The 21,451-nt window shown below is 70.5% G+C and carries 20 protein-coding genes and 1 riboswitch; of the genes, 3 read left to right on the forward strand and 17 right to left on the reverse strand.

Annotation, left to right across the window (positions count from 1 at the left end; genetic code table 11):
• Nucleotides 1-44: 44 nt before the first annotated feature.
• Nucleotides 45-1,520, reverse strand: a complete 1,476-nt coding sequence (dacB, locus tag F0U44_RS14240; RefSeq protein WP_188113479.1) for a D-alanyl-D-alanine carboxypeptidase/D-alanyl-D-alanine endopeptidase — start codon at nucleotides 1,518-1,520, stop codon at nucleotides 45-47.
• Nucleotides 1,521-1,565: 45 nt separating this feature from the next.
• Here dacB and F0U44_RS14245 point away from each other — a divergent pair, with 45 nt between their 5' ends.
• On the forward strand, nucleotides 1,566-2,132 hold the full coding sequence (locus F0U44_RS14245; protein ID WP_438616490.1) for an inorganic diphosphatase: 567 nt from the start codon (nucleotides 1,566-1,568) through the stop codon (nucleotides 2,130-2,132).
• 93 nt (nucleotides 2,133-2,225) lie between these two features.
• Here the strand turns inward: F0U44_RS14245 and F0U44_RS14250 are convergent, their stop codons facing one another.
• From F0U44_RS14250 to F0U44_RS14280, 7 genes are all read right to left on the reverse strand, one after another.
• Nucleotides 2,226-2,900 carry a class I SAM-dependent methyltransferase gene (locus F0U44_RS14250; protein ID WP_188113480.1) on the reverse strand — a complete coding sequence of 225 codons (675 nt, stop codon included), beginning with the start codon at nucleotides 2,898-2,900 and terminating at the stop codon, nucleotides 2,226-2,228.
• Nucleotides 2,901-2,902: 2 nt separating this feature from the next.
• Nucleotides 2,903-4,891, reverse strand: coding sequence for an acyl-CoA dehydrogenase family protein (locus F0U44_RS14255; RefSeq protein ID WP_149728924.1), 1,989 nt, complete (start codon nucleotides 4,889-4,891; stop codon nucleotides 2,903-2,905).
• 32 nt (nucleotides 4,892-4,923) lie between these two features.
• Nucleotides 4,924-6,264 carry a C40 family peptidase gene (locus F0U44_RS14260; protein ID WP_149728925.1) on the reverse strand — a complete coding sequence of 447 codons (1,341 nt, stop codon included), beginning with the start codon at nucleotides 6,262-6,264 and terminating at the stop codon, nucleotides 4,924-4,926.
• 300 nt (nucleotides 6,265-6,564) lie between these two features.
• Nucleotides 6,565-7,641 carry a phosphatase PAP2 family protein gene (locus tag F0U44_RS14265; RefSeq protein WP_246160464.1) on the reverse strand — a complete coding sequence of 359 codons (1,077 nt, stop codon included), beginning with the start codon at nucleotides 7,639-7,641 and terminating at the stop codon, nucleotides 6,565-6,567.
• Nucleotides 7,642-7,651: 10 nt separating this feature from the next.
• Entirely contained in the window at nucleotides 7,652-8,653 is a 1,002-nt protein-coding gene (locus F0U44_RS14270) for an ABC transporter ATP-binding protein (RefSeq protein ID WP_149728926.1), read from the reverse strand.
• The gene (locus F0U44_RS14275) at nucleotides 8,653-10,323 is read right to left on the reverse strand and encodes an ABC transporter permease (RefSeq protein ID WP_149728927.1); all 1,671 of its coding nucleotides are present in this window, start codon (nucleotides 10,321-10,323) and stop codon (nucleotides 8,653-8,655) included. Before F0U44_RS14275 ends, F0U44_RS14270 begins: the two co-directional genes overlap by 1 nt.
• Before the next feature lie 4 nt (nucleotides 10,324-10,327).
• A complete protein-coding gene (locus F0U44_RS14280) occupies nucleotides 10,328-11,401 on the reverse strand; it encodes a thiamine ABC transporter substrate-binding protein (RefSeq protein WP_149728928.1) in 1,074 nt (357 codons plus the stop codon).
• A riboswitch (TPP riboswitch) is annotated at nucleotides 11,395-11,501 on the reverse strand. (Overlaps the previous gene by 7 nt.)
• A 43-nt stretch (nucleotides 11,502-11,544) precedes the next feature.
• On the opposite strand from F0U44_RS14280, the gene F0U44_RS14285 reads away from it, so the two are divergent.
• A complete protein-coding gene (locus F0U44_RS14285) occupies nucleotides 11,545-11,988 on the forward strand; it encodes a GNAT family N-acetyltransferase (protein WP_149728929.1) in 444 nt (147 codons plus the stop codon).
• Here the strand turns inward: F0U44_RS14285 and F0U44_RS14290 are convergent.
• From F0U44_RS14290 to F0U44_RS14305, 4 genes are all read right to left on the reverse strand, one after another.
• Nucleotides 11,978-13,063 carry an MBL fold metallo-hydrolase gene (locus F0U44_RS14290; RefSeq protein ID WP_246160465.1) on the reverse strand — a complete coding sequence of 362 codons (1,086 nt, stop codon included), beginning with the start codon at nucleotides 13,061-13,063 and terminating at the stop codon, nucleotides 11,978-11,980. The two genes, F0U44_RS14285 and F0U44_RS14290, sit on opposite strands and share 11 nt — an antisense overlap.
• A gap of 24 nt (nucleotides 13,064-13,087) precedes the next feature.
• Nucleotides 13,088-13,933, reverse strand: a complete 846-nt coding sequence (locus F0U44_RS14295; protein ID WP_149728930.1) for an SDR family oxidoreductase — start codon at nucleotides 13,931-13,933, stop codon at nucleotides 13,088-13,090.
• Nucleotides 13,930-15,027 (reverse strand): NAD(P)H-dependent amine dehydrogenase family protein, encoded by a 1,098-nt coding sequence (locus F0U44_RS14300; protein WP_149728931.1) that lies wholly within the window; start codon nucleotides 15,025-15,027, stop codon nucleotides 13,930-13,932. The genes F0U44_RS14295 and F0U44_RS14300 overlap by 4 nt, the downstream gene beginning before the upstream one ends.
• Nucleotides 15,028-15,210: 183 nt before the next feature.
• Nucleotides 15,211-16,401, reverse strand: a complete 1,191-nt coding sequence (locus tag F0U44_RS14305; RefSeq protein WP_149728932.1) for an oxidoreductase — start codon at nucleotides 16,399-16,401, stop codon at nucleotides 15,211-15,213.
• Between the two features lie 77 nt (nucleotides 16,402-16,478).
• Here F0U44_RS14305 and F0U44_RS14310 point away from each other — a divergent pair, with 77 nt between their 5' ends.
• Nucleotides 16,479-17,267 carry a hypothetical protein gene (locus F0U44_RS14310; RefSeq protein ID WP_149728933.1) on the forward strand — a complete coding sequence of 263 codons (789 nt, stop codon included), beginning with the start codon at nucleotides 16,479-16,481 and terminating at the stop codon, nucleotides 17,265-17,267.
• 26 nt (nucleotides 17,268-17,293) lie between these two features.
• On the opposite strand, the gene F0U44_RS14315 is transcribed toward F0U44_RS14310, so the two are convergent.
• The 5 genes from F0U44_RS14315 to nth are packed head-to-tail and all read right to left on the reverse strand — an operon-like array spanning nucleotide 17,294 to nucleotide 21,378.
• Nucleotides 17,294-18,067, reverse strand: coding sequence for an enoyl-CoA hydratase/isomerase family protein (locus F0U44_RS14315; protein WP_149728934.1), 774 nt, complete (start codon nucleotides 18,065-18,067; stop codon nucleotides 17,294-17,296).
• 53 nt (nucleotides 18,068-18,120) lie between these two features.
• On the reverse strand, nucleotides 18,121-19,302 hold the full coding sequence (locus F0U44_RS14320) for a MarP family serine protease (protein ID WP_149728935.1): 1,182 nt from the start codon (nucleotides 19,300-19,302) through the stop codon (nucleotides 18,121-18,123).
• Nucleotides 19,302-20,066 (reverse strand): NUDIX hydrolase, encoded by a 765-nt coding sequence (locus F0U44_RS14325; RefSeq protein WP_246160466.1) that lies wholly within the window; start codon nucleotides 20,064-20,066, stop codon nucleotides 19,302-19,304. Before F0U44_RS14325 ends, F0U44_RS14320 begins: the two co-directional genes overlap by 1 nt.
• A complete protein-coding gene (locus tag F0U44_RS14330; RefSeq protein ID WP_149728936.1) occupies nucleotides 20,063-20,662 on the reverse strand; it encodes a TlpA disulfide reductase family protein in 600 nt (199 codons plus the stop codon). The genes F0U44_RS14325 and F0U44_RS14330 overlap by 4 nt, the downstream gene beginning before the upstream one ends.
• Complete coding sequence (gene nth / locus F0U44_RS14335) at nucleotides 20,662-21,378, reverse strand: endonuclease III (RefSeq protein WP_149728937.1); 717 nt, start codon at nucleotides 21,376-21,378, stop codon at nucleotides 20,662-20,664. The genes F0U44_RS14330 and nth overlap by 1 nt, the downstream gene beginning before the upstream one ends.
• Between the last annotated feature and the right edge of the window lie 73 nt (nucleotides 21,379-21,451).

Genomic DNA, 21,451 nt, shown 5'->3' on the forward strand with positions numbered 1-21,451 from the left:
TACGGGGCTGGCGGATCCCGCCCTCAGCCAGCGGTTCGTCGTCGTCACCGCGTGCAGTGGCAGGCACCCAAGGCGGCCGCGGCGTCGTCGAGAGCGATCTGGGCCAGGCCGCTGCGCGCCGGGGGCACCTGATCGGCGATCAGCGCGAAGACCAGGACCGAGCCGTCGAGGTCGACAGCGATGCCGGCGAGCGAGAAGACACCGGTCAGGGTGCCGGTCTTGGCCCGCACCCGGCCGGGTCCGTCGGCGGGCGCGTTGTCGAAGCGGTTGGCCAGCGATCCGGTGAAGCCGGCCACCGGGAGCCCGGTCAGCACGGCGCGCAGCTCGGGCCGGGCGTCGGAGGAGGCCCAGCGCAGCACGTCGATGAGCAGGTGCGGCGACATGAGGTTCTCGCGGGACAGGCCGCTGCCGTCGTAGAGGACGCTGCCGTCCATGTCGACGTCGCCCGCGGCCAGCACCTTCTTCACCGCGGCCTGACCGCCGACCGACGAGCCGTCGCCGGAGTGGGCGAGACCGGCCTGCCGCAGCAGCACCTCGGCCGCCTCGTTGTCGCTGACCTCGAGCAGCCGCTGCACGATCTGCGCCAGTGGCGCCGAGTCGACCGAGGCCAGGTCGCGGGCCGCGGCATCGGCGACGGTCGAGGTGGCCGCGCCGTCGACGGTGATCCCGGCCTTCGCCAATGCCGTGCCGAAGACCTGCGCGGCGGTCAGCGCGGGGTCGGCCGAGAAGCCGTAGCCCTGGGGGTCGCGTCCCTCGTCGATCCACAACGCCGAGATCGGCGGCACGACGCCGGTCGGGACGTAGTCGGACGGCCAGTGCGGGTTGACGGCAGGACCGCTGAAGAGCGAGGCGTCGTAGGCGAGTCGCACCCGCCGTACTCCTTGGGCGCGGAGCGCCTTGGCCGTCGCCTTGGCGAGGGTGACGACGTCGGCCTTCTTCGGCGCGAAGGTCGCCTCGGTGTTGGTGCCCCACTTGGCCTGCGGGTTGCTGAGCAGGAACGGGTCGCCGCCACCCACGAGGACCACGCGAGGAGTGGCGCCCTTCTCGAGCACGGTGCGGGTCGTGAAGCGGTGGTCGGGGCCGAGGAGCGACAGGGCGACCGTCGAGGTCACGACCTTGGTCGTCGACGCGGGCGTCGCGATGTCGGCGCCACTGCTCGCGAACTCGTAGCCGCGACCGCCTCCGCGCAGCGGCTCGACCGCCGCGACGACGTGGGGACCGAGGTCCTTGTCGCGCAGGAACCGCTTGAGCGCTGCCTCAACGGCGGGGACGTCGAGCGTGGGGCTCAGGTCGGCGACCGGAGCGACGGCACGCGGCTTCTTCACCGGCGCTACGTCGACCTCGGGCGGCGGGGCGACCGCTGCCGGGTCGTCGACCGGGGGCGCCGCGTCGTCGTCACCGAGCCCGTCGAGCCAGCCGAGCTGCCAGCCGGCCACGGCGAGCACCAGGACGAGCGCGAGTGCGGCGGAGACCCAGCCGACAACGGCGCCGCGGACGTGGTCCACGTCACGTTCGGCCACGGTCACCCCCTCTCAAGTGCGCGTTCGGGCACATTGTGCGGGAGGATGACCCCGCTAGAGGAAACGGCCGGTGCATTGGCACCGGAAACGGAGGAAGAAGTGCTGGAGTTCGACGTCCTCGTGGAAATCCCCAAGGGGAGCCGCAACAAGTACGAGGTCGACCACGAGACCGGTCGCATGCGCCTTGACCGCTTCCTCTTCACCTCGACCATGTACCCCGCCGACTACGGCTACATCGAGGACACCCTCGGCCAGGACGGCGACCCGCTCGACGCGCTCGTGCTGCTGCAGGAGCCCACCTTCCCCGGCTGCCTCATCCGCTGCCGCGCCATCGGCATGTTCCGCATGACCGACGAGAAGGGCGGCGACGACAAGGTCCTCTGCGTGCCGGTCAGCGACCCGCGCATGGAGCACATCCGCGACATCAACCACGTGCCGAAGTTCGACCGGCTCGAGATCCAGCACTTCTTCGAGGTCTACAAGGACCTCGAGCCCGGCAAGTCCGTCGAGGGCGCTGACTGGGTCGGCCGCACCGAGGCCGAGGTCGAGATCAACGACTCGTTCAAGCGCGAGACCGAGCGCCTCGCCGCCGGCGGCGACGCTCACCACTGATCCTCGCGCTCCGCGCTCTCGTCGCACCTGACGTAGATGTCGTGATTCAGCCGAATCACGACACGTCCGTCAGGTGCGACGCTGCTTTTGGGGTCAGCCCCGTTTGACGGCGCGGAAGTAGCCGATCGCTCCGCTCCGTTCGAGTACGACGTCCGCCATCCGCTGGCCTTCGAGCCAGCTCACGAGCTGGTCCCCGGTGCAGCCCGGGCCGAGCAGGCCGGCCGCGCGACCGACCCGGCGCATCGGCAGGTGGTGCAGGCCGCTGTCGTTGAGCAACGCGCTGCCCGTGATCACGCCGCCGGGCTTGAGCACGCGCACCATCTCGACCACGGCGCGGGCCGGGTCGGGGAAGCAGTGCAGACCGGTGAAGGACACGACCAGGTCGAAGGCGTCGTCATCGAAGGGCAGGTCGCCCACGTCGGCGAGCTGCGGCACGACCTGGTCAGCGACCTGGCGCCGCTCGGCAGCACGCAGGGTGCGGTCGAGCATCGACTGCGCGATGTCGGCGGCGACGTACTCCACCCCCTGGTCGGGCTTCAGCCCGCGCAGCGCGACCCCGCCCCCGCAGGGGATGTCGAGGATCCGCGCACCGGCGGGCTGGCGCCCGATCTCCGCGGCGGCGTCGTAGAGCCGCTGCAGGTCGCTCTGGATGCCGAGTCGCCACACGGCTCCGCCGAGCCGGGGGTGCTCGACGGTCCAGTCGTAGAAGTGCGCCCAGAGCGGGTCGTCGTCCCAACCACCGAGGCCAGGGATGCGACTCAGCTGCACACTCACTCCTCGCCCCAGGTCAGCAGCGCCTCCGACCGGAGCATCTCTCGCGGCACCCCGAAGGCGCTGACCAGGTCTCCTGCGAGCGGCCGCACCCGGCGGCACAGGGCGTTGACCTCACGGCTGATCGACTTCGACCGGACGCTGGTCAGCCGGCCGTGCTCCATGAACCAGCCGCGGTCGGCCTCGATCGACGACAGGGCGTGGAGGTCGCAGAGCAGGTTGAGGACGTTCCTCAGCTCGCCCTCCGGCTGAGCCCGCACCTTGTCGACGAACGCGTCGAGGACCAGCCGTTCGACGTGGGCGTGGGCGGCCGCGATGACGTGGTCCTGGACGCGCGAGAAGACGTCGCCCGGGTTCATGCCCGAGTCCACTCCGCGCTTGAGCCGCTTCGCGACACCGGCGATGCGGTGCTCCTCGCGGAAGCGGAACATCGCCAGGTGGTAGTCGGGGTCGAGGAGACCGGCGTCGGCATCCCAGGTGTCGCTGCCGAAGACGTCCTTGATCCGCTCGAGGAGCTTGTGCGCATAGGTGCGCTCGAGCACCGTCTCGACCGCGATCCCGGCGACGAACCGCACCATCCCGAGCTGGTCGAGGTCGGAGAAGTCGCTCGCGTAGTCGGTCAGCAGACCCTTGGCCACCAACTGCAGCAGCACGTGGTTGTCGCCCTCGAACGTCGTGAAGACGTCGGTGTCGGCCTTGAGCGCGGCGAACCGGTTCTCGGCGAGGTAACCGGCACCGCCGCATGCCTCGCGGCACTCCTGGATCGTCCGGGTGGCGTGCCAGGTCGCGAGCGCCTTGGTGCCGGCGGCGCGGGACTCCAGGAAGCGCCGGGTCGCCTCATCGTCCTTGATGCCCGAGAACACCTCGTGCAGGCGGCTCGACAAGATCTCCTGGGCGAAGTGCAGGCCGTAGGTGCGGGCGACGAGCGGGAAGAGCCGCCGCTGGTGCAGGCCGTAGTCGAGCAGCACCTGCTCGACGCCGGGCTCGGCGGCCTCGAACTGACGACGGCGCAGGCCATACTCGACCGCCACGTTGAGCGCGACCTTCGAGGCGCTGAGGCCCGCCGCACCGACGCACACGCGCCCCTGGACCAGGGTGCCGAGCATCGTGAAGAACCGCTTGTTGGCGTTCTCGATCGCGCTCTCGTAGCGGCCGTCCTCGGTGACCTGGGCGAACTTGTCGAGCAGGGCTGAGCGCGGCACCCGGACGCCGTCGAAGCGGATCCGGCCGTTGTCGACCCCGTTGAGACCCATCTTGGCGCCGTCGTCGGTGATCGTGACGCCCGGCAGCACGGTGTCCCCGTCGCGCACCGGTACGACGAGGGCGTGCACGCCGTGGCTCTCCCCGCCCACCACGAGCTGGGCGAAGACGGCGGCCAGCTGCGCGTGCCGCGCGGCGTTGCCGATGTAGTCCTTGGTCGCGGCGGGCGACTCCGTCTGGATGACGAACTCCTGCGTCGCGGGGTCGTAGGTGGCCGTCGTACCGAGCGCCTGGACGTTGCTGCCGTGGCCGGTCTCCGTCATCGCGAAGCAGCCCATGATCTCGCCCTTGACCAGGCCGGCGAGGTAGGCGTCATGGTGCCGCTTCGTGCCGAGCTGGAGGATCGCGCCCCCGAAGAGACCGAACTGCACCCCCACCTTGACCAGGACCGACAGGTCACCGAAGGCGAGCGTCTCGAAGGCGGCCACCGACGCGCCGATGTCGCCGCCGCCGCCGTACTCCTGCGGGAAACCCATGCCGGTCTGACCGGTCGCCGCGAGCTCGACGACGACGTCCTTGACGCGTTCGCGGAACTCGGCCCGGGTCATCGTCTCGGCGTCGTCGAGCACGTCCTTGTATTGGACGAGGCCGTCACGCACGGTGTTGCGGATGTCGGCGTAGTCGCCGTCGAGGAGAGCGGTCAGGGCCGGTACGTCGACACGGAGCTCGCCGTAGGGCGACGCCTCCGCGGTCGAGTCCGTCGAGGGCTGCTGCACGTCGCTTGCCATGGGCGCACGCTACTCGCGGCGCGAGACCCGCGTCAGGGTCGAGCGAAGAAGTTCGGCGGAATCCAGTAGTACATGGACTCCTCGCTCACGTCGCGACCGGTGCGCGGGGCGTGGATGATCATGTTGTTCCCGGCGTAGAGCGCGACGTGGTAGATCGAGCTCGGGTCGCTCGACGAGCCCCAGAACACCAGGTCGCCGGGCTGCAGGCTGCCGGACGAGATCGGCGTCGACTGGGCGTACTGCGCCACCGAGTAGTGCGGGAGCGACTTCCCTGCCGCCGCCCAGGCGCCCATGGTGAGGCCCGAGCAGTCCCACGAGTCCGGACCGTCGGCCGCCCAGACGTAGGGCTCGCCGATCTGGGCACGCGCGAAGGCGACGGCCGCAGCGGCTCCGCCGGCGGGCGGCGGGGTGGCCGGGGGCTCCTCGGTGTCGGGCTCGTCGGACGGATCGTCGGTGGTCGTGTCGTCGGGGGTGTCGGAGTCGTCGGAGTCGCCGGAGTCAGCCGGCGGGTCCTCCTGCTCCTCCTGCTCCTGCTCCTGCTCCTGCTGGGCCTGCTCCTCGGCAGCCTCCTGCTGGGCCTGCTCCAGCGCGGCCTGCTCCTCGGCGGCCTGCTGCTGGGCCTGCTCGGCGATCTCCTCCTGGCGCTGCTGCTCGAGCGCGGCCTGGCGCTGCTGCGCGAGGTCGACGCTGATGCCCTCGAGTCGCGCGAGCTTCTGGAGGAGGAGCGCCTTCTCGTCGGCGACGGTGGTGGCTGCGGACTGCGCGGCGGCGACCGCAGCCTCGGCGTCGTCCTTCGCCTCGCCGGCGTCGGCCTTCGCGTCGGCGGCCTCGTCGGTCGCGTCCTCGGCGGCCTCCTCGGCCTCCTCTGCCTTGCCCGCGGCCGACTCGTAGGCGCTGCGCTTCTCGACGAACTCGCGCTGCACGATCTCGGAGGTCGCGACGCGGTCGAGCGCGCTGGAGAGCCCGTCGGCGTCGAGCAGCGCGCTGAACTCGTTGAGGTCAGGGCTGCCCGTCACGAAGCTCTCGAGGATGGCGTCGCGGTAGTCGTGCTTCACGACCGCCAGCGACCGGTCGGCCCGGCGGGAGGCGCGGGTCGCGACCCGCTCGGCCTTCCGCGCCTGCTGCAACCGCCACACGGCGCCGTTGTAGGCCTCGGCCGCCTGCTGGGCGGCGATCGAGGCGGCCTCGAGACTGGCGTTGGCGCGGTCGATCTGCGCCTGGATCCCGTCGACGTCGTCAGCCGCCGCGTCCGCCTTCCGCTCAGCCTCACGGACCTCGCTACGCGTGGGCGTGTGGTGCGCGTTGTCGGCGCTGGCGGGAGCGGTGACGGCCACGAGAGCCACCAGGGCGATCCCGATCACGGGACGGCGCACGAGGTTCTCCTCCGGTCGACGAGTAGGTCTGGTGCACCCGGGGACATCCCCATTCCCCGGCTGCAACTCGCAGAACGCTAGTGCTCATTCGTCACAAAAGCCACAAAAACCCCAACTTTCTCACCAGTCACCGGCGTGTCGGCTTGCGAACTACAACAATGTAATTCTCGAAATTCGCCGATCCGCGAAGTGTCGGGGTTGCGCTGACGAAGTGTCAGACCTGGCGGATCCGCGCGCTCAGCACCGACACTTCGACGCGCCAAGAACGACACTTCGTCAGCGCAACAGCGACACTTCGCGCTAGTCGCGGTCGCGCGGGATCTTCGACGTGGTGGTCGTGGGGTGCGACTTGAAGCCCTTGTCGAACTTCTGACCACTGGCGATCGCGCCGAGGTAGAAGGCGACGATCGCGATGGCGATGCCGGCGATGTCGTCGGCGACGTAGTGCCAGCCGAAGTAGAGGGTCGCGACGACGGTCAGGCCGAAGTTGACCCAGACGACGATCTTCACGACCTTGTTGCGGATCGTGTACTGCACCATCAGCGCCACGAGCAGGGTGATGGCGCAGTGGAGGCTGGCGAACCCGGCGACCGAGTTGACGATCTCGGTCGCGGTCGGGTCGTGGAGGACCCGATGTCGGGCGTTGGTGATCGACGCGAGCAGGTCCGACGTCGGCGTGTGCGCGAGGTCCTCGTAGGGCGGTTGGTAGTTGATCCCGGGGCCCAGCGTCGGCAGCAGGTAGTAGGACAGCGTGCCGAACGACCAGGCGAGGCACTGCGACGTCACGAACCAGTAGCCGAAGGAGATGTTGCGCGACCAGACGATCCACGCCGTGATGCCGATCGGCACCATCGGGAGGAAGAAGAGGTAGATCGGCGAGAGCAGGTGAGCCGTGAACGAGTGCCCGAGCAGCCCCTGCATCACCGTGGACGGGTCGTGCCCGAAGAAAAGGATCTTGTCCATGACGTGCAGCTCGTGGTCGAAGGAGACCGGCGAGGTGTCCATCGGGTCGGGATTGGTGTCCCGTACGAACGGCAGGTTGGACTTCAGGTTCCGATAGCTGACGTAGGTGACGTAGAACGACACCACCCCGATGAAGACCAGGATCAGCCGTTCCTTGCCCCAGTGGGTGCGCAGCCGCTCCCGCGCCTCCGGCCAGATCGATCCGGGGCGGCCACGTGACATCCACATGGTGCGCGGGATGAGGTCGATGGCGAGCGCGAAGATCAGGAGCAGCGGGAGCCGGACGTAGGACGGCCCCAGGAAGCTGCCCTCAGGGTCGAGCAGCGGCCGGTCGTACTTGATCGACACGAAGACCGCGAGCCCGCCCATGACGGCTGCCGTGCCGATGAGGAGCGAGTAGGCACGGCGGTACACCCGGGAGAGTTTAGGGGGACGCCCCAGGGGTCAGTACGGCGAGTCGTGCCGCGTCCACCCGGAGCTCCACTGCGTCGCCCGGCGCGGGGAGCCAACCGGGCGCCCCGACGGCGTCCGCCTCCCCCACGCCGTCGACGTCGACGACGAGCCGGACCTCGTCCGGCGTCGCCCGTACGGCGACCACGCTGGCCAGCAGCCCACCTGATCCGCCAGCCGTCAGCGCCGAGCGTCGTACGGCGACTGCGTCAGCCGGCGGGAGGCCTGCTGCGGCGAGAACGACCGCTGCGGCCGCCCCCGTCAGCACCCGGGAGTAGCCCAAGAAGAGGGCGGTCGCAGCATCGACCGGCGCCGCCCACACCTCCTCGGTCGTCCCCTGCTGCACGACGGCACCCGCACGCATCACCGCGAGCCGGTCGGCGACGGCGAACGCCTCCTCCTGGTCGTGGGTCACCAGGAGCGCGGTCGTGCCGGACTCGCGCAGGATCTGGCGCAGGTCGGCCGCGAGCCGCACCCGGAGCTCGGCGTCGAGGGCGGACAGGGGCTCGTCGAGGAGCAACAGCCGCGGCTCGGCGGCCAGGGATCGCGCGAGGGCGACCCGCTGGCGCTCGCCCCCGGACAGGGTGCGCGGGAGCCGGTCGCCGTAACCGGCGAGGCCGACCAGCTCCAGCAACTCACCGACCCGCGAGCGCGCCGCCGCGCGTCCGAGCCCACGGAGCCGTAGCGCGTAGCCGACGTTGCCCGCGACGGTGAGGTGGTCGAAGAGCTGGCCGTCCTGGAACATCAGCGCGAAGCCGCGCTGATGGGTCGGGGTGCCGGCCAGGTCGTGCCCGTCCCACGAGACCCGCCCGGCACGCAGCGGCTCGAGGCCCGCCACCGCCCGCAGCAGTGAGGACTTCCCGCTGCCCGACGGCCCGAGGACGGCGAGCACGTGCCCGTCGTCGAGGCGCAGGTCGACGTCGTCGACAGCACGCTGCGCGCCGAAGCTGACCGTGACGCCTTCGATCGACAGCATCAGAGGACTCCCACTCCTGGCACCCGCAGCCGCTCGACCGCCAAGACGACCAGCGCCGTCGCGGCGGCTAGGACCACCGAGGCGGCCATCGCCGTGCCGTAGTTGAGCGTGCCGGGGCTGCCGATCAACCGGTAGATGACGACCGGCAGCGTCGGGACCTGGGCACGCACGATGAACGACGTCGCGCCGAACTCGCCCAGCGACACCGCGAAGGCGAAGCCCGCGGCTGCCAGCAATGGCCGCCACAGCACCGGGACCTCGACGGTCATCAGCGACCGGAGCGGCCCGGCACCGAGCGACGCGGCGGCCTGACGCTGCCGGTCGTCGATGCTCTGGAGCACCGGCACGAGCACGCGCACCACCAGGGGCAGCGCCACCAGCGCCTGCGCGATCGGCACCAGCAACGGGCTCGACCGCAGGTCGAGGGGCGGGTCGTCGAGGGTGATGAGGAAGCCGAACCCCAGCGTCACCGCCGAGACGCCGAGGGGCAGCATGAAGAGCCCGTCGAACGCGTTGCGCACCGACGCCTCGGTGCGGCTGTGTGCCCGCCGGGTCACCACGATCGAGACGAGCAGGCCGAGCAGGAGCGCCATCCAGGTGGCGTCGACGGCGATCCGCAGGGAGTTGCCGAGCGCCTCGCTCACCGGCACGCGCAGCAGACCGCCGCCCATCCCCGACGCGCCGGCGTCCTGGCCACTCCCCTGGAGCGCCCGGTAGTAGGTGAGGGTCCAGTGCCCGTCCTGGCGCAACGACCCGGCCAGCAGGGTGAGGATCGGCGCGGCGATCGCGAGCAGCACGACGCCGGTGGCCACCAGCGCCGGCACGTCGTGGGCTCGTGGTCGAGCGGCGGGGGCCCGGAGGCGCCGTACGGTCGGGTCGGGCACCGCCCGCAGCCGCGCCGCGATCAGCAGCATCACCACGACCGCCGCGATCTGGAGCAGCGAGAGCGCTGCTGCCGCCTGGTACTCGACGGACCCGGTGATCGCTCCCGTCGTCAGCAGGTAGATCTCGGTCTCGACCGAGGAGTAGCGCGTGCCGCCGAGCATCAGTACGACGCCGAAGCCGGTCGCGCAGAAGAGGAAGACCACAGCGGCGGCCGACACGATCGCCGGGCGGAGGGCGGGCAGGGTCACGGTGCGCAGCACCTGGAGCGGCGATGCACCGAGCGCGGAGGCGGCCTCGGCCGGTCGCCGGTCGAGCGCCTCCCACGCGGTGCCGACGGTGCGGATGACGACGGCGACGTTGAAGAAGACCAGCCCCATCACGATGGCGGCAGGCGTGCCGTCGAGGCCGAGGAAGCCGAGCGGGCCGGACGGCCCGACCAGCTGCCGGATCGCGATGCCGACGACGACCGTCGGCAGGACGAACGGTACGAGGAGCGCCGCCCGCACCACGCCGCGGAGCGGGAGCGCCAGCCGGTGGAGCACATAGGCGGCCGGGAGACCCATCGCCACGGAGGCCACGGTCGACACCGTGCTCGTCCAGACGGTGAACCAGACGACCTTGCGGGTGCGCTCCTGGCCGAGCACCTCGGCGATCCCGCCGAGGTCGAAGGAGCCGTCCGGCCAGACGCCGCGCTGGAGCATGCCGGAGACGGGGAGCAGGAAGAAGACCGCCAGCACCCCGGTCGGCACCGCGGCCAGGGCGAGAAGTCCGGCGACCCTCCTCATCGGATCACTCGGAGATGAGGTCCGTCCACTGCGTCAGCCACTCGCGACGGTGCTCGGCGATGTCGGCCGGGTCGACCTGGATCGGCGAGCTCGGCGAGGTGGCGAAGGACGCCCAGTCCTTCGGCAGCGGTGCGCTGTCGTCGACCGGGAAGACGTACATGCTCGTCGGCAGCGCTGCCTGGACCTCGGGGCTCAGCAGCCAGTCGACGACCTGCTCGGCACCCACAGGGTTGGCGGCGCCCTCGAGCACTCCGGCGTATTCCACCTGGCGGAAGCAGGTGTCGAGCAGGGCCGAGGTGGAGGTCTTGCCGCCCTTCACCGTGTAGGCCGGCGAGGTGTCGTAGGAGACCACGATCGGCCGGTCGCCACCGGAGAAGCTGAAGTCGACGTAGTAGGCGTCCTCCCAGCCCTTGTCGATCTTTGCGCCGTTGTCGAGGAGGTCCTGCCAGTACGACGCCCAGTCGTCGCCGTACTCACCGATCGTCGCGAGCAGGAACGCCAGCCCGGTCGAGCTGGTGGTGGCCGACTCGGTCACCAGCAGGTCGCGGTAGGTCGCGTCGGTCAGGTCGTCGAGGCTCGTCGGCGGCGTGACGCCGTGCTCGTCGAACCAGGCGACATCGACGTTGACGCAGACGCTCGCGTTGTCGATCGGCGTCAGGACTCCGTCGTCGTCGCCGGAGAGCAGGTAGCGGTCGGCACCGGACGGCAGGCTCGGCCGGTAGGGCGCGAACACCCCTTCGTCGAGCGCCACCCCGGCGAAGGTGTTGTCGACGCCGAACGCGACGTCACCGATGGGGTCGCCCTCGGTGACCACGAGCTTGCTGGTCAGCTCGCCACCGTCGCCGGCCGGGCTGTGCGTGAGCTCGCAACCCGTCTCCTTCTCGAAGGCGGTCACCAGCTTCTTCGGCAGGTCGAACGAGTCGTGGGTGACGAGCACGACCTCGCCGCACTCGCCGGTGGCGCGGTCGCTCTTGTCGTCCTCCGCCGTGAGGGAGCAACTGGTGCTCACCAAGGCGATGGTCGAGCCGATCGAGATGGCCGCGAGGGCCGTGAACGTGCGGGCAGGACGGGTCTGCATCGGTGCGGACTCCCTTCGCCGGTGCTAACCGGATCAGGTTCGGAGGGTCTGCGGGTGTCCCGCACTCTCAGCACGCATCCGTGCTCCCCTGTCTTTCGCCTCTCAATGTAGGCCCCTCGGACTGCTCATCTAGGTTCGGGGTCATGGAGATCAGGGTCGATGGCTTCGCGGCGCTCACCGCCACGGAGGTCTACGACGTCGCGCGGCTGCGCCAAGGCGTCTTCGTCGTCGAGCAGGAGTGCCCCTACCCCGACCTCGACGGGCGGGACACCGAGCCGGGCACCGGCCACGTGTTGTTGCGCGAGGGCGAGACGCTGGTCGGCTACGCGCGGGTGCTCGACGACGGCACGACGTGGCGGATCGGGCGGGTCGTCCTCGCACCGGCCGGACGGGGCCGCGGCCTCGCCGACCGGCTCATGGGCGCCGCGCTCGAGCACTGCACAGCGACCGACAGCAGGCGGGACGTCGTACTCGACGCGCAGTCGCCGCTGACGGGTTGGTACGGCGGATTCGGGTTCGCCGTCGACGGCGAGGAGTTCCTCGACGACGGCATCCCGCACACGCCGATGCGGTGGGTCAGGAGCTGACCTCGACGGCGCGGTAGACCACACCCTCGTCGGTCGCGGTCTCGGTCGCCTGGCCACGGACGACGAGCAGGTCGAGGTGCGCCTTGGTCTCCATCGCGGCCATGCCCTTGTTGAAGAGGTCGAGCTCCTCATAGGACCGCTCGTGGCGCGTCCAGCCCAGGTCACCGGCGACCGCGACCGAGGTCGACCCGTCGCGCGAACTGAGCGACGCGAGGCACTGCACGAGCCGGTGCTCGTGGTGCGTCAACAGCTCGTCGACCCGCGCGTGCGACGACGGCGCGACGGGGCCGTGGGCCGGCAGGATCCGCAGGTCCGGCAGCGCGCGGACCCGCGTGAGCGAGCGCATGAAGTGGCCCAGCGGGTCGGGCTCGGGCGGGATCGTGAAGCCGATGGAGGGCGTGATGGTCGGCAGCACGTGGTCACCCGCGAAGAGCAGACCGTCAGCCTGGTCGGCGTAGACATAGTGGCCGGGCGTGTGGCCGGGAGTGTGCACCGCGTCGATCGAGCGGCTGCCGATGTCGAAGGTCATGTCGCCCTCGAGCCAGATGTCGGGGTAGGCCCAGTCGATCGGGTCGGGCAGGTCCTCGACGCGGCGACCGAGGTCCCACGCGTCGGCGACCGCTCCGGCACCGGCCGAGCGCAGCACGGCCGAGAACGGGTTGCCGCCCTCGAGCTCGCCGCGACCGGCTGCGTGGAGCAGGTCGAGGCCGGGCTTCTCGGGGAGACCGAGGGCGACGTCGGCGCCGTACTCGTGGCCGAGGACCGTCGCCAACGTGAAGTGGTCGCGGTGGATGTGGGTGACCAGGAAGCGCTTGATGTCGCCGAAGCCCGACCCGATCGAGCGCAGGCACTTGTCGAGCAGCTCGCGTGCGACCGGGATCGCCCACCCGCCATCGATCAGCGTCAGTCCGTCATCGCCTTGGACGACGTAGACGTTGATCGCCTTGAGGCCGTCCATGGGGAGCGGCAGCGGGATCCGGTGGATGCCCGGCGCCACCTCCCACGCGCCCTCGTTGGCCCAGTGCTCGCCCGAGTCGGGCGAGATGGCCATGCCGGTACTGACTCCTGAGGTCACCTGGGCACCCTAGGGACTCGCCCTCTACTCCGCTGTGGCCGGGGCCACATCCATCGGCTTCAGGTCGGGGAGGTTGAGGTCGAGGTTGGGCGTCTGGATGCCGCCGTCGACCTCGAGCATCTTTCCGGTGACGTACTTGCCGGCCGGCGAGGACAGGTAGACGACCGCGGCCGCGATGTCCTCGGCCTCACCGATCGTGCCGAGCGGCGTGCCGGTCTCCATCTGCTGCTTCATCTCGGGCACGCCCGCGACGAACTCCAGGGCACTCGTCATCACCGAGCCGACGTAGATCCCGTTGACGCGGATCCGCGGCGCGAGGTCGGTGGCGGCGAGCTTGGACCAGTGCGCGAGCGCGCCCTTCGCCGTGCCGTAGGCCAGGTAGCCGCGACCGCTGAGGCGGCCCATGGCCGAGCTGATGCTGACGACCGACTTCTGGCGCTGCTCGCCCTCCTCGCCGAGGGAGGCGAGCATCAGGGGTACGGCGGCGCGGGTGAGCGCGTGCGCCGTACTGACGTTGAAGTGGAACGACTCCTCGAGGTAGGCCACGTCGGTGTCGAGGAACGCGTTGGGGATCGTGCCGCCGACGTTGTTGACGACGACGTCGAGCCGACCGAACTCGTCGAAGGCCGCCTGGGCCAGGCCGGCGACGGCGTCGGTGTGCGCCAGGTTGGCAGGTACGACGAGCGCCCGGCGTCCGATGGCACGGATCTGCTCCGCGACCCCCGTCAGCTGGTCCTCGGTGCGGGAAGAGATGACGACGTCGGCGCCGGCTTCGGCGAGCGCGATGGCGGTCGCCGCGCCGATGCCACGGCCGGCGCCGGTGACGACGGCGACGTGGTCGGTCAGGCGGAAGCGGTCGAGGATGCTCACTTGCTCACCAGCCCACGGCCGGTGATGAGCGGGAGGTCGAGCGCAGTGAGCAGGCCCGGCTTGGCGGCGACGACGGCCGGGATCGCGTTGACGAGGCGCTGGGCCGTCACGATCATCCCGGAGACGTTGTGGTCGCCGTGCTCGCCGTGGTGGCTGAACTCGAGCTTCATCTGCGGTTCGCCGGTGATCTCGACCCGGTAGCAGCCGTCGCCCTCCGACGGCGTCGGCCAGTCGGGGTCGGAGGTCGCGTCGGTGCGGGTGATGTGCTCGAGCGTCACACGCGGGACACCGTCGACGGTGCCGATCACGCGGAAGCGCACCGATCCCATCGTGCCCTCCTCGACGTCGACCGAGTAGGTCTTGACCGTGCGCGGCGCAGGCCGACGCTCGACCTCCTCGATCAGCGGCTCGTCGAGCGTGATGTCGAGACCGGCGGCGATGAGGCGGACGACCGGGCCCCAGGCGGTGCTGAGGATGCCGCCCTCCCAGAGCATCGGTCGGGTCTCCATGGGCTGCCCGAAGCCGAAGATGTCCTTCATGACGACGGGCTGGTAGTAGGTCGAGTAGTCGGCGATCTCGCTGACCTTCACGTGGTCGATGCGCTGGCTGAGGCTGGTCAGCACCAGCGGCAGCACGTCGTTGGCCCACCCCGGGTCGATGCCGTTGACGTGGAGGCTCGCGTTGCCCTGCCGGCCCGCCTCGTCGATGCCCGCGATCATCTCGTCGGGGAGCGTGCCCGTGCGGTGCAGCAGGATGACCGGCCCGCTCGACACGACGTTGACGCCGTCGCGGATGAAGCCGGTGAGGTCGTCGATCGACTCGAACACCCGGTCGTCGGTCATCGCCGCATGCAGGATGCAGTCGGGCCGGAGCGCGATCAGCTCGTCACGGTCGTTGGTGGCCTTGATGCCGAGCTCACGCCCAAGCTCGGCCAGCTCCCCCGCGTCGACCCCGCTCTTGGCGGCCGTCGAGGTCCACACCCCGACCAGCTCGAGGTCCGGGTGGGCGTCCACGCCCGCGATGGCGTGACGCCCGATGGTCCCCGTGGACCAGACGACGACACGGAGGGGCTTTTCTGGGATGACCTGCGACATGCGGCCACACTAGAACATGTTCTAGTTTTGGGAAAGGGTCAGTCCCTCGCGAAGTGTCGCTCTTGCGCTGTCGAAGTGTCGGAGTTGAGTTGTCGAAGTGTCGAGGTTGCACCGTCGAGGTGTGACAGCTCGACGGCTCAAGTACGACACTTCGTGCGCTCAACCCCGACACTTCGCGGGGGGTCAGGGGCCGGGGATGACCTCGGCGGGAGTCCAGTCGACGCAGCGGGTGCCGGTGTAGATGGTCGGCATGCAGCGGTTGCAGTGGGTGCAGATGCCCTGGGTGGCGGTGCCGGCCTGGAGCCGGTTGACCAGGTCGGGCTCGCGGAGCACGGCGCGGCCCATCGCGACGAAGTCGAAGCCGTCGGCCATCGCCTGCTGCATCGTCTCGACGCGGTTGATGCCGCCGAGCAGCATGAGGGGCATCGACAGCTCCTTGCGGAACTGGAGCGCCTTCTCCTTGAAGTAGGCCTCCTCGAACTCGTAGCGCTTGAGGAAGCTCTTGCCCACCGGCGTCTTCATCCCCCACTTCACGATGGTCGGCATCGCGTCGGCGAACTCGGAGACGGGGGTCTCGCCACGGAAGAGGTACATCGGGTTCATCAGCGACGAACCGCCCGACAGCTGCAACGCGTCGAGGTGGCCGTCTGCCTCGAGCAGGCGGGCGACCGCGATGCCCTCCTCGGTCGTCACGCCGCCCTTGAACCCGTCAGAGACGCTGACCTTCGCGGTGAGGGCGACGGCGTCGCCGACCTCTTCTCGTACGGCGCGCGCCACCTGCCGAGCGAGCCGAGCCCGGCTCTCGAGGGGCCCGCCCCAGCGGTCCTTACGGCGGTTGAGCCCGGGCGCGAGGAACGAGGAGATCAAGTAGCTGTGCGCCATGTGCAGCTCGAGGACGTCGAAGCCGGCCTCCACGAGCACGCGGGCGGCGTCGACGTAGGCCCGCGTGACCCGGGTCAGGTCCTGCTCGGTGGCGGACTTGATCATCTGCATCGACAGCGGGCTGGGCATCCGGCTGGCGGAGATCGCGTGCACCCCGTTGGACCGCCCGTTGGCGACTGGTCCGGCGTGACCGACCTGCGCGGCGACGCCGGCGCCCTCATGGTGGACCGCGTCGGTGAGCCGACGGAGACCCGCGAGCGTCTTCGGACCCACGACGATCTGCTCGTTGTGGGTCCGCCCCTCGGGGGCGACCGCGAGATAGGCGACGGTGGTCAGCCCGATCCCGCCGCGCGCCGGCGCGAGGTGGTAGTCGATGAGGGCGTCGGTGACCTGGCCCTCGGGCGCTCGGCCCTCGAAGGTCGCGGCCTTCACCGTGCGGTTGCGCAGCCGCACGGGACCGAGGGTGACGGGATCGAAGACCGACGTACTCATCTCAGAACTGTAACGTGTTCTAGTTTCAGGTGCATGGTTTCATTCACTCGACATCGCGCTCCCCCACGGAGGTCCTCGTGCGCCGTACTGCCCGCTCCCGCTCGCTCGCCCCGCTCGCCGTCCTGGCGCTCGTCGCCTTCGCCGCCACCGGCTGCAACGACGACGGCGGCAGCAGCAGCAAGGACACCGACGCGCAGGAGACCGTCGTCGTGGACGAGAACGGCCAGACCATCGGTGGCGACCCCGACGCCGTCGGCCCCTTGTCGGCCGACCAGGCGGCCCAGGCGGTGCTCCAGAGCGACAACATGGGCGAGGGCTGGTCAGCGACCCCCTCGACCGAGGACGACACCGAGGCCCCCGGCTGCCTCGCCGACATCGACACCCTGACCGAGGGCCTCACGAAGACGACCAAGGCCGGCACCGAGTTCGCCTACGGCGACGCGGAGCTGCCGTTCGTCGAGAGCACCGTGTCCGCCTATGAGGACCCGACGGCGATCGCGGCCGTCTTCGACCAGGTCCAGACGGCGCTCGGCGCGTGCACGACCATCGACGCACCGGACGGCGACGGCAACCAGTGGCAGCTGACGCTGAACTACGACGAGGCCGCGACCTACGACGTGGACGACCAGCTCCACATCGCCGCATCGGGCACCATCACCTCCGGCGGTGGCGACCCGACCCAGATCTACATCGAGTGGTCCAACTTCCGCGTCGGCGCCAACGTCGGCGGCGTCACGACGATCGACACCGAGCCCCGCAGCGACGAGAGCGCGGCCTGGACCGCGATCGCCGTCGACCGGCTGCTGAAGGTCGCCGCGGGCGAGGAGCCGGCCGCCACCACGGCGCCGGCGCCCGCGACGTCCTGACCCCCTGACCCGACGTCTCGCGCTGGTCAGCTGAAGCTGGGGGCGCGCTTCTCCAGGAAGGCAGCGATGCCCTCCTGACCGTTGGGGGTGCCGGCGAGCGCGCTGATCGACTCGGCCTCCTTGCGCAGCGCCGTCTCCGGCGCCGGCTCGGCAGCGTCGCGGAGCAGCCGCTTGGCAGCGGCGAAGGCCTGCGGCGAACCGGCGAGCAGCGTGGCGACGACCTGGTCGGTCGTGGCGGTGAGCTCGTCAGCGGGCACGACCCGCGCCACGAGTCCGGCGTCGGCCGCCTGCTGGGCGGTCAGGAGATCGCCGAGCAGGGCGAGACGGAGAGCGCGGTGCAAGCCGAGCGTGTGGACCAGTTGGCTGCCGCCGCAGTCGGGGCTGAGCCCGACCTTCGCGTAGGCGAGGCTGAACTTCGCCGTCTCGGCGGCCAGCACGATGTCGCCCGCCGCAGCGAGCGGGAAGCCGCCGCCGGCGGCGGTGCCCTGGACGACCGTCACGACGATCGCGTCGCCGCGCACCAGCTCGGTGATCACGCGGTGGACCGCCTCGGCCAGGTCGAGGAGGAGCGCGCCCGGGTCGTCGGCGCCCGCGAACGCCCCGAGGTCGCCGCCGACGGAGAAGAACCGACCGTCCGCCGCGAGCACGATCACTCGCGCGCCGTCGGCCTTCGCCCGGAGTACGGCGGCGTGCAGCTGTGCCGTCGCCACCGGCTCGATCGGGTTGCCCCGGTCAGCGGCGGTGAGCGTGATGCGCGCGGCGCCGTCGGCGAAGGCGTAGTCGACGTACTGCTCGGTCATGGGGGTGTCCTCTTTCGGCGATGGATCTGTGGGGAGCTGGCCAGAAACGCGACTTACGCCGCGCAGTCTTCGGTGCCGACCTCGGTGTCGCGCTCGCGACCCTTGTCGGCGGCGTCCTCGACCTGGTCGGCGGTCAGGGCGTAGCCGGTGTCGGAGTCCTCGACGGAGGCCGCGAAGACGACTCCGGCGACATCGCCGTCGGGCGTGATGATCGGTCCTCCGGAGTTGCCCGGCCGCACGAGCCCGCGCAGCGCGAAGACCTCGCGGAGCACGGTGCCCTTGCCGTAGATGTCGGGCGATCGGAGCGTCGGGTTGGACCGGACCCGACCGGGCTGGACGTCGAATGGCCCGTCTTGCGGGTAACCGACGATGGCGACCGGGTCGTCGGACCCGACGGAGTCGTCGAACTGGAGGATCGGCGCATCCCCCGTGTCAACGGCCAGCACCGCGACATCGAGCTCGGGGTCGTAGAGGACCACGCGGGCCAGCTCGGTGTGGCCGTCGATCTCGACCTCGGGATCGTCGACGCCGGCCACGACGTGGGCGTTGGTCATCACCCGGTTGAACGCGTAGACGAACCCACTGCCCTCGACGCCGCGGCCGCAGTCGTTGGCGCCGCGGATCTTCAGGATGCTGTCCTGGGTGGCGAGCACCTGCGGGTCACGCTGCAGGCGGCTCGGACCGGGTGCGACCTCACGGATGTTCTCCGGCGAGAACGGCTCGAGGTAGCGCGGGAAGAAGCCGGTGCCGACGACCTGGTTGAAGGCCTGGAGCACGTTGGGGGCCGACGCCGGCAGCGCGGCGTTGACCTTGTTGAGCACCCAGGAGCCGCGCACCTCCTCGGTGACACCGCCGATCCGGGTGCCGGAGATGGCGTAGCCGAGGGCCCACGCGACGAGCAGTACGGCTGCCGCTGAGAGCGCCGCGCCGCCGACGGCATCGACGGCCCGTACGGGCTGCCAGGTGATCTGCTCACGGACCCGCGAGCCGGCGTATTGGAACACGGCCTGGCCCAGCGATGCCGCCAGGATCACGATGAAGAGCGCGCCGAGCGAGACGCCGAGCGAGGGGTTGGCGCCGCCGAGGATCAGCGGGGCGGCCCAGATGCCGACGAACCCGCCGAGCAGCAGTCCCACGGTCGCGAACGCGCCCGTCACGAATCCCTGCCAGTAGCCCGAGAGGGCGTAGACGAGGACGAGGACCAGCAGCAGCCAGTCGAGCAGGTTGAGACCCATCAGCTGCCACCTCCTCGCTCGTCGGGGTCCAGGATGTCAAGGCTGTCGGGCTCGTCACCGTCGCTGGCGTCGTCGACGCGCCGCTGGTATTCGGCGAGCATGTAGCTCGGCAGCTCGTGGACGGGCGGCTCGGCGACCGGCGGCAGCCAGCCGAGGAAGTCGAAGAACCGGGTGATGATGCCGCCGGTGAAGCCCCACAGGATGACGTCGTGGTCCTCGCCGATGAGGAAGCCGGGGCCGGTCCACCCGCTCGGGTGACGTACGGCGATCCGTCGGTCGGGCGCGAAGAGCTCCTCGAGGACGACACGGTGAATCTCGTGGACCTCGTCGGGCGAGGCGACCTCCACGGGGTGCGGGTCGCGCCACCAGGCCAGCACCGGCGTGACCGCGAAGTTGGACGGCGGCAGCCACAGCTCGGGCAGGGTGCCGAAGACGACGACGCCGGCCGGGTCGACACCGATCTCCTCGTAGGCCTCGCGCAGCGCCGCAGCGATCGGCGTCTCACCCGGGTCGATCGTGCCGCCGGGGAAGGAGACCTGCCCCGGGTGGGAGCGCATGTCGTGCGCACGTTCGGTCAGCATCAGGTCACCGCGGCCGTCGTGCTCACCGAAGAGCATCAGCACCGCACCACGCCGCGGGTTGGACCCCTCCGGCGGGAGGAACGCCGTCAGGTCGCTGCCCTTGATCTGGCGCGCGGCCTCAGCGATCGGCAACAGCCACTCCGGCAGGTCTGCAGGGAGCTCGGGGCTCAGCTGGTCGGTCACGAGGCGCTCCGCTCCAGCTCGATGCCGAGCTTGTCCTCGGTCAGGTCGACGATCTCATCGACTGACTCCAGCCCTCCCGGGCTGGCGAGCTCGACCGAGCCGTCGGCCTTCACGAAGGCGAAGGTGGGCAAGCCGACGACGTTGAGCCCGTCGTCCTGCAGGTCACCGCACGGGTCCGCGTAGGAGGGGTAGGTCGCGCCCGTGCGCTTCGCCAAGTCGAGCGCGGCACCCGGGTAGGTGTCGAGGAAGTCGACCCCGATCACGGGCACCTGGTCGCCGTACTGCTCGGAGAAGGCCTGCAGCGCCGGCATCTCCTTCACGCACGGCGTGCAGTTGGATCCCCAGAAATTCACGATCGCCGGCCCCTCGATGTCGCTGAGCGAGCCCGCCGTGCCGCCACCGAGGCAGGTCAGCGCGACGTCGGGAAGGTCGGCGTCGCCGTCGCCGACCGGGCAGTCGGCCATGCCGACCTCGGCCTTCTGCGCCCGCAGGTCAGCGGTGTCCGCGTCGACCGAGCAACCGCCGGCGGACTCACCCTGGTCGCACCCCGTCAGGAGGACAGAGATCGCCACCAGTGCGAGGAAGAGGGCACGCATCAGTTGGGGCCCTCGGTACGCACGAGCTTCTCGGCCTCGACGACGTCGGTCGGCCCGGTGCCGTAGGAGGGGCACCAGCGCGCCACGGGGCAGGCGCCGCACGCGGGCTTCTTGGCGTGGCAGACCCGACGGCCGTGCCAGATCACGTGGTGGCTCAGCATCGTCCAGTCGCGCTTGGGGAAGAGCGCGCCGATGGCGTGCTCAGCCTTGACCGGGTCGGTCTCCTCGGTCCAGCCGAAGCGACGCACGAGCCGGCCGAAGTGCGTGTCGACGGTGATGCCGGGGATGTCGAACGCGTTGCCGAGGACGACGTTGGCGGTCTTGCGCCCGACGCCGGGCAGCGTGACCAGGTCGTCGAGCCGCGGCGGCACCTCGCCGTCGAAGCGCTCCACGATCGCGGCACTCAGCTTGAGCAGCGACTCGGTCTTGGCCCGGAAGAAGCCGAGGGGGCCGACGATTTGCTCGAGGTGCGCGCGATCGGCGGCGGCCATCGAGGCGGGGTCGGGATAGGCGGCGAAGAGCGTCGGGCGCACGAGGTTGACCCGCTTGTCCGTCGTCTGGGCGCTCAGCACCGTGACGACGAGCAGCTCGAACGGGTTGGCGAAGTCGAGCTCGCACTTGGCGTCGGGATAGGTCTCGCCGAGGACCCGGTCGATCCTGCGCGCCCGGCGGACGAGTCCTGTCGGGGTCTCGGCCTCCGTCGTGATCGCCCGCACTCGGTCAGCCTACGGGTAGGCGCGGACAAGTCCGGCGGTCAGACCGGCTAGGTGTGAGGTGGACCACTGGCTA

The sequence above is a fragment of the Nocardioides humilatus genome, assembly GCF_008373755.1.
Lineage (GTDB): Bacteria > Actinomycetota > Actinomycetes > Propionibacteriales > Nocardioidaceae > Nocardioides > Nocardioides humilatus.

Bases quoted from the DNA above. Each gene is read 5' to 3' on its own strand.
- F0U44_RS14245 (WP_438616490.1), top strand. From the start codon at position 1,566: ATGACCCCGCTAGAGGAAACGGCCGGTGCATTGGCACCGGAAACGGAG.
- F0U44_RS14255 (WP_149728924.1), bottom strand. From the start codon at position 4,891: ATGGCAAGCGACGTGCAGCAGCCCTCGACGGACTCGACCGCGGAGGCG.
- F0U44_RS14270 (WP_149728926.1), bottom strand. From the start codon at position 8,653: ATGCTGTCGATCGAAGGCGTCACGGTCAGCTTCGGCGCGCAGCGTGCT.
- F0U44_RS14275 (WP_149728927.1), bottom strand. From the start codon at position 10,323: ATGAGGAGGGTCGCCGGACTTCTCGCCCTGGCCGCGGTGCCGACCGGG.
- F0U44_RS14280 (WP_149728928.1), bottom strand. From the start codon at position 11,401: ATGCAGACCCGTCCTGCCCGCACGTTCACGGCCCTCGCGGCCATCTCG.
- F0U44_RS14285 (WP_149728929.1), top strand. From the start codon at position 11,545: ATGGAGATCAGGGTCGATGGCTTCGCGGCGCTCACCGCCACGGAGGTC.
- F0U44_RS14300 (WP_149728931.1), bottom strand. From the start codon at position 15,027: ATGTCGCAGGTCATCCCAGAAAAGCCCCTCCGTGTCGTCGTCTGGTCC.
- F0U44_RS14305 (WP_149728932.1), bottom strand. From the start codon at position 16,401: ATGAGTACGTCGGTCTTCGATCCCGTCACCCTCGGTCCCGTGCGGCTG.
- F0U44_RS14315 (WP_149728934.1), bottom strand. From the start codon at position 18,067: ATGACCGAGCAGTACGTCGACTACGCCTTCGCCGACGGCGCCGCGCGC.
- F0U44_RS14320 (WP_149728935.1), bottom strand. From the start codon at position 19,302: ATGGGTCTCAACCTGCTCGACTGGCTGCTGCTGGTCCTCGTCCTCGTC.
- F0U44_RS14330 (WP_149728936.1), bottom strand. From the start codon at position 20,662: ATGCGTGCCCTCTTCCTCGCACTGGTGGCGATCTCTGTCCTCCTGACG.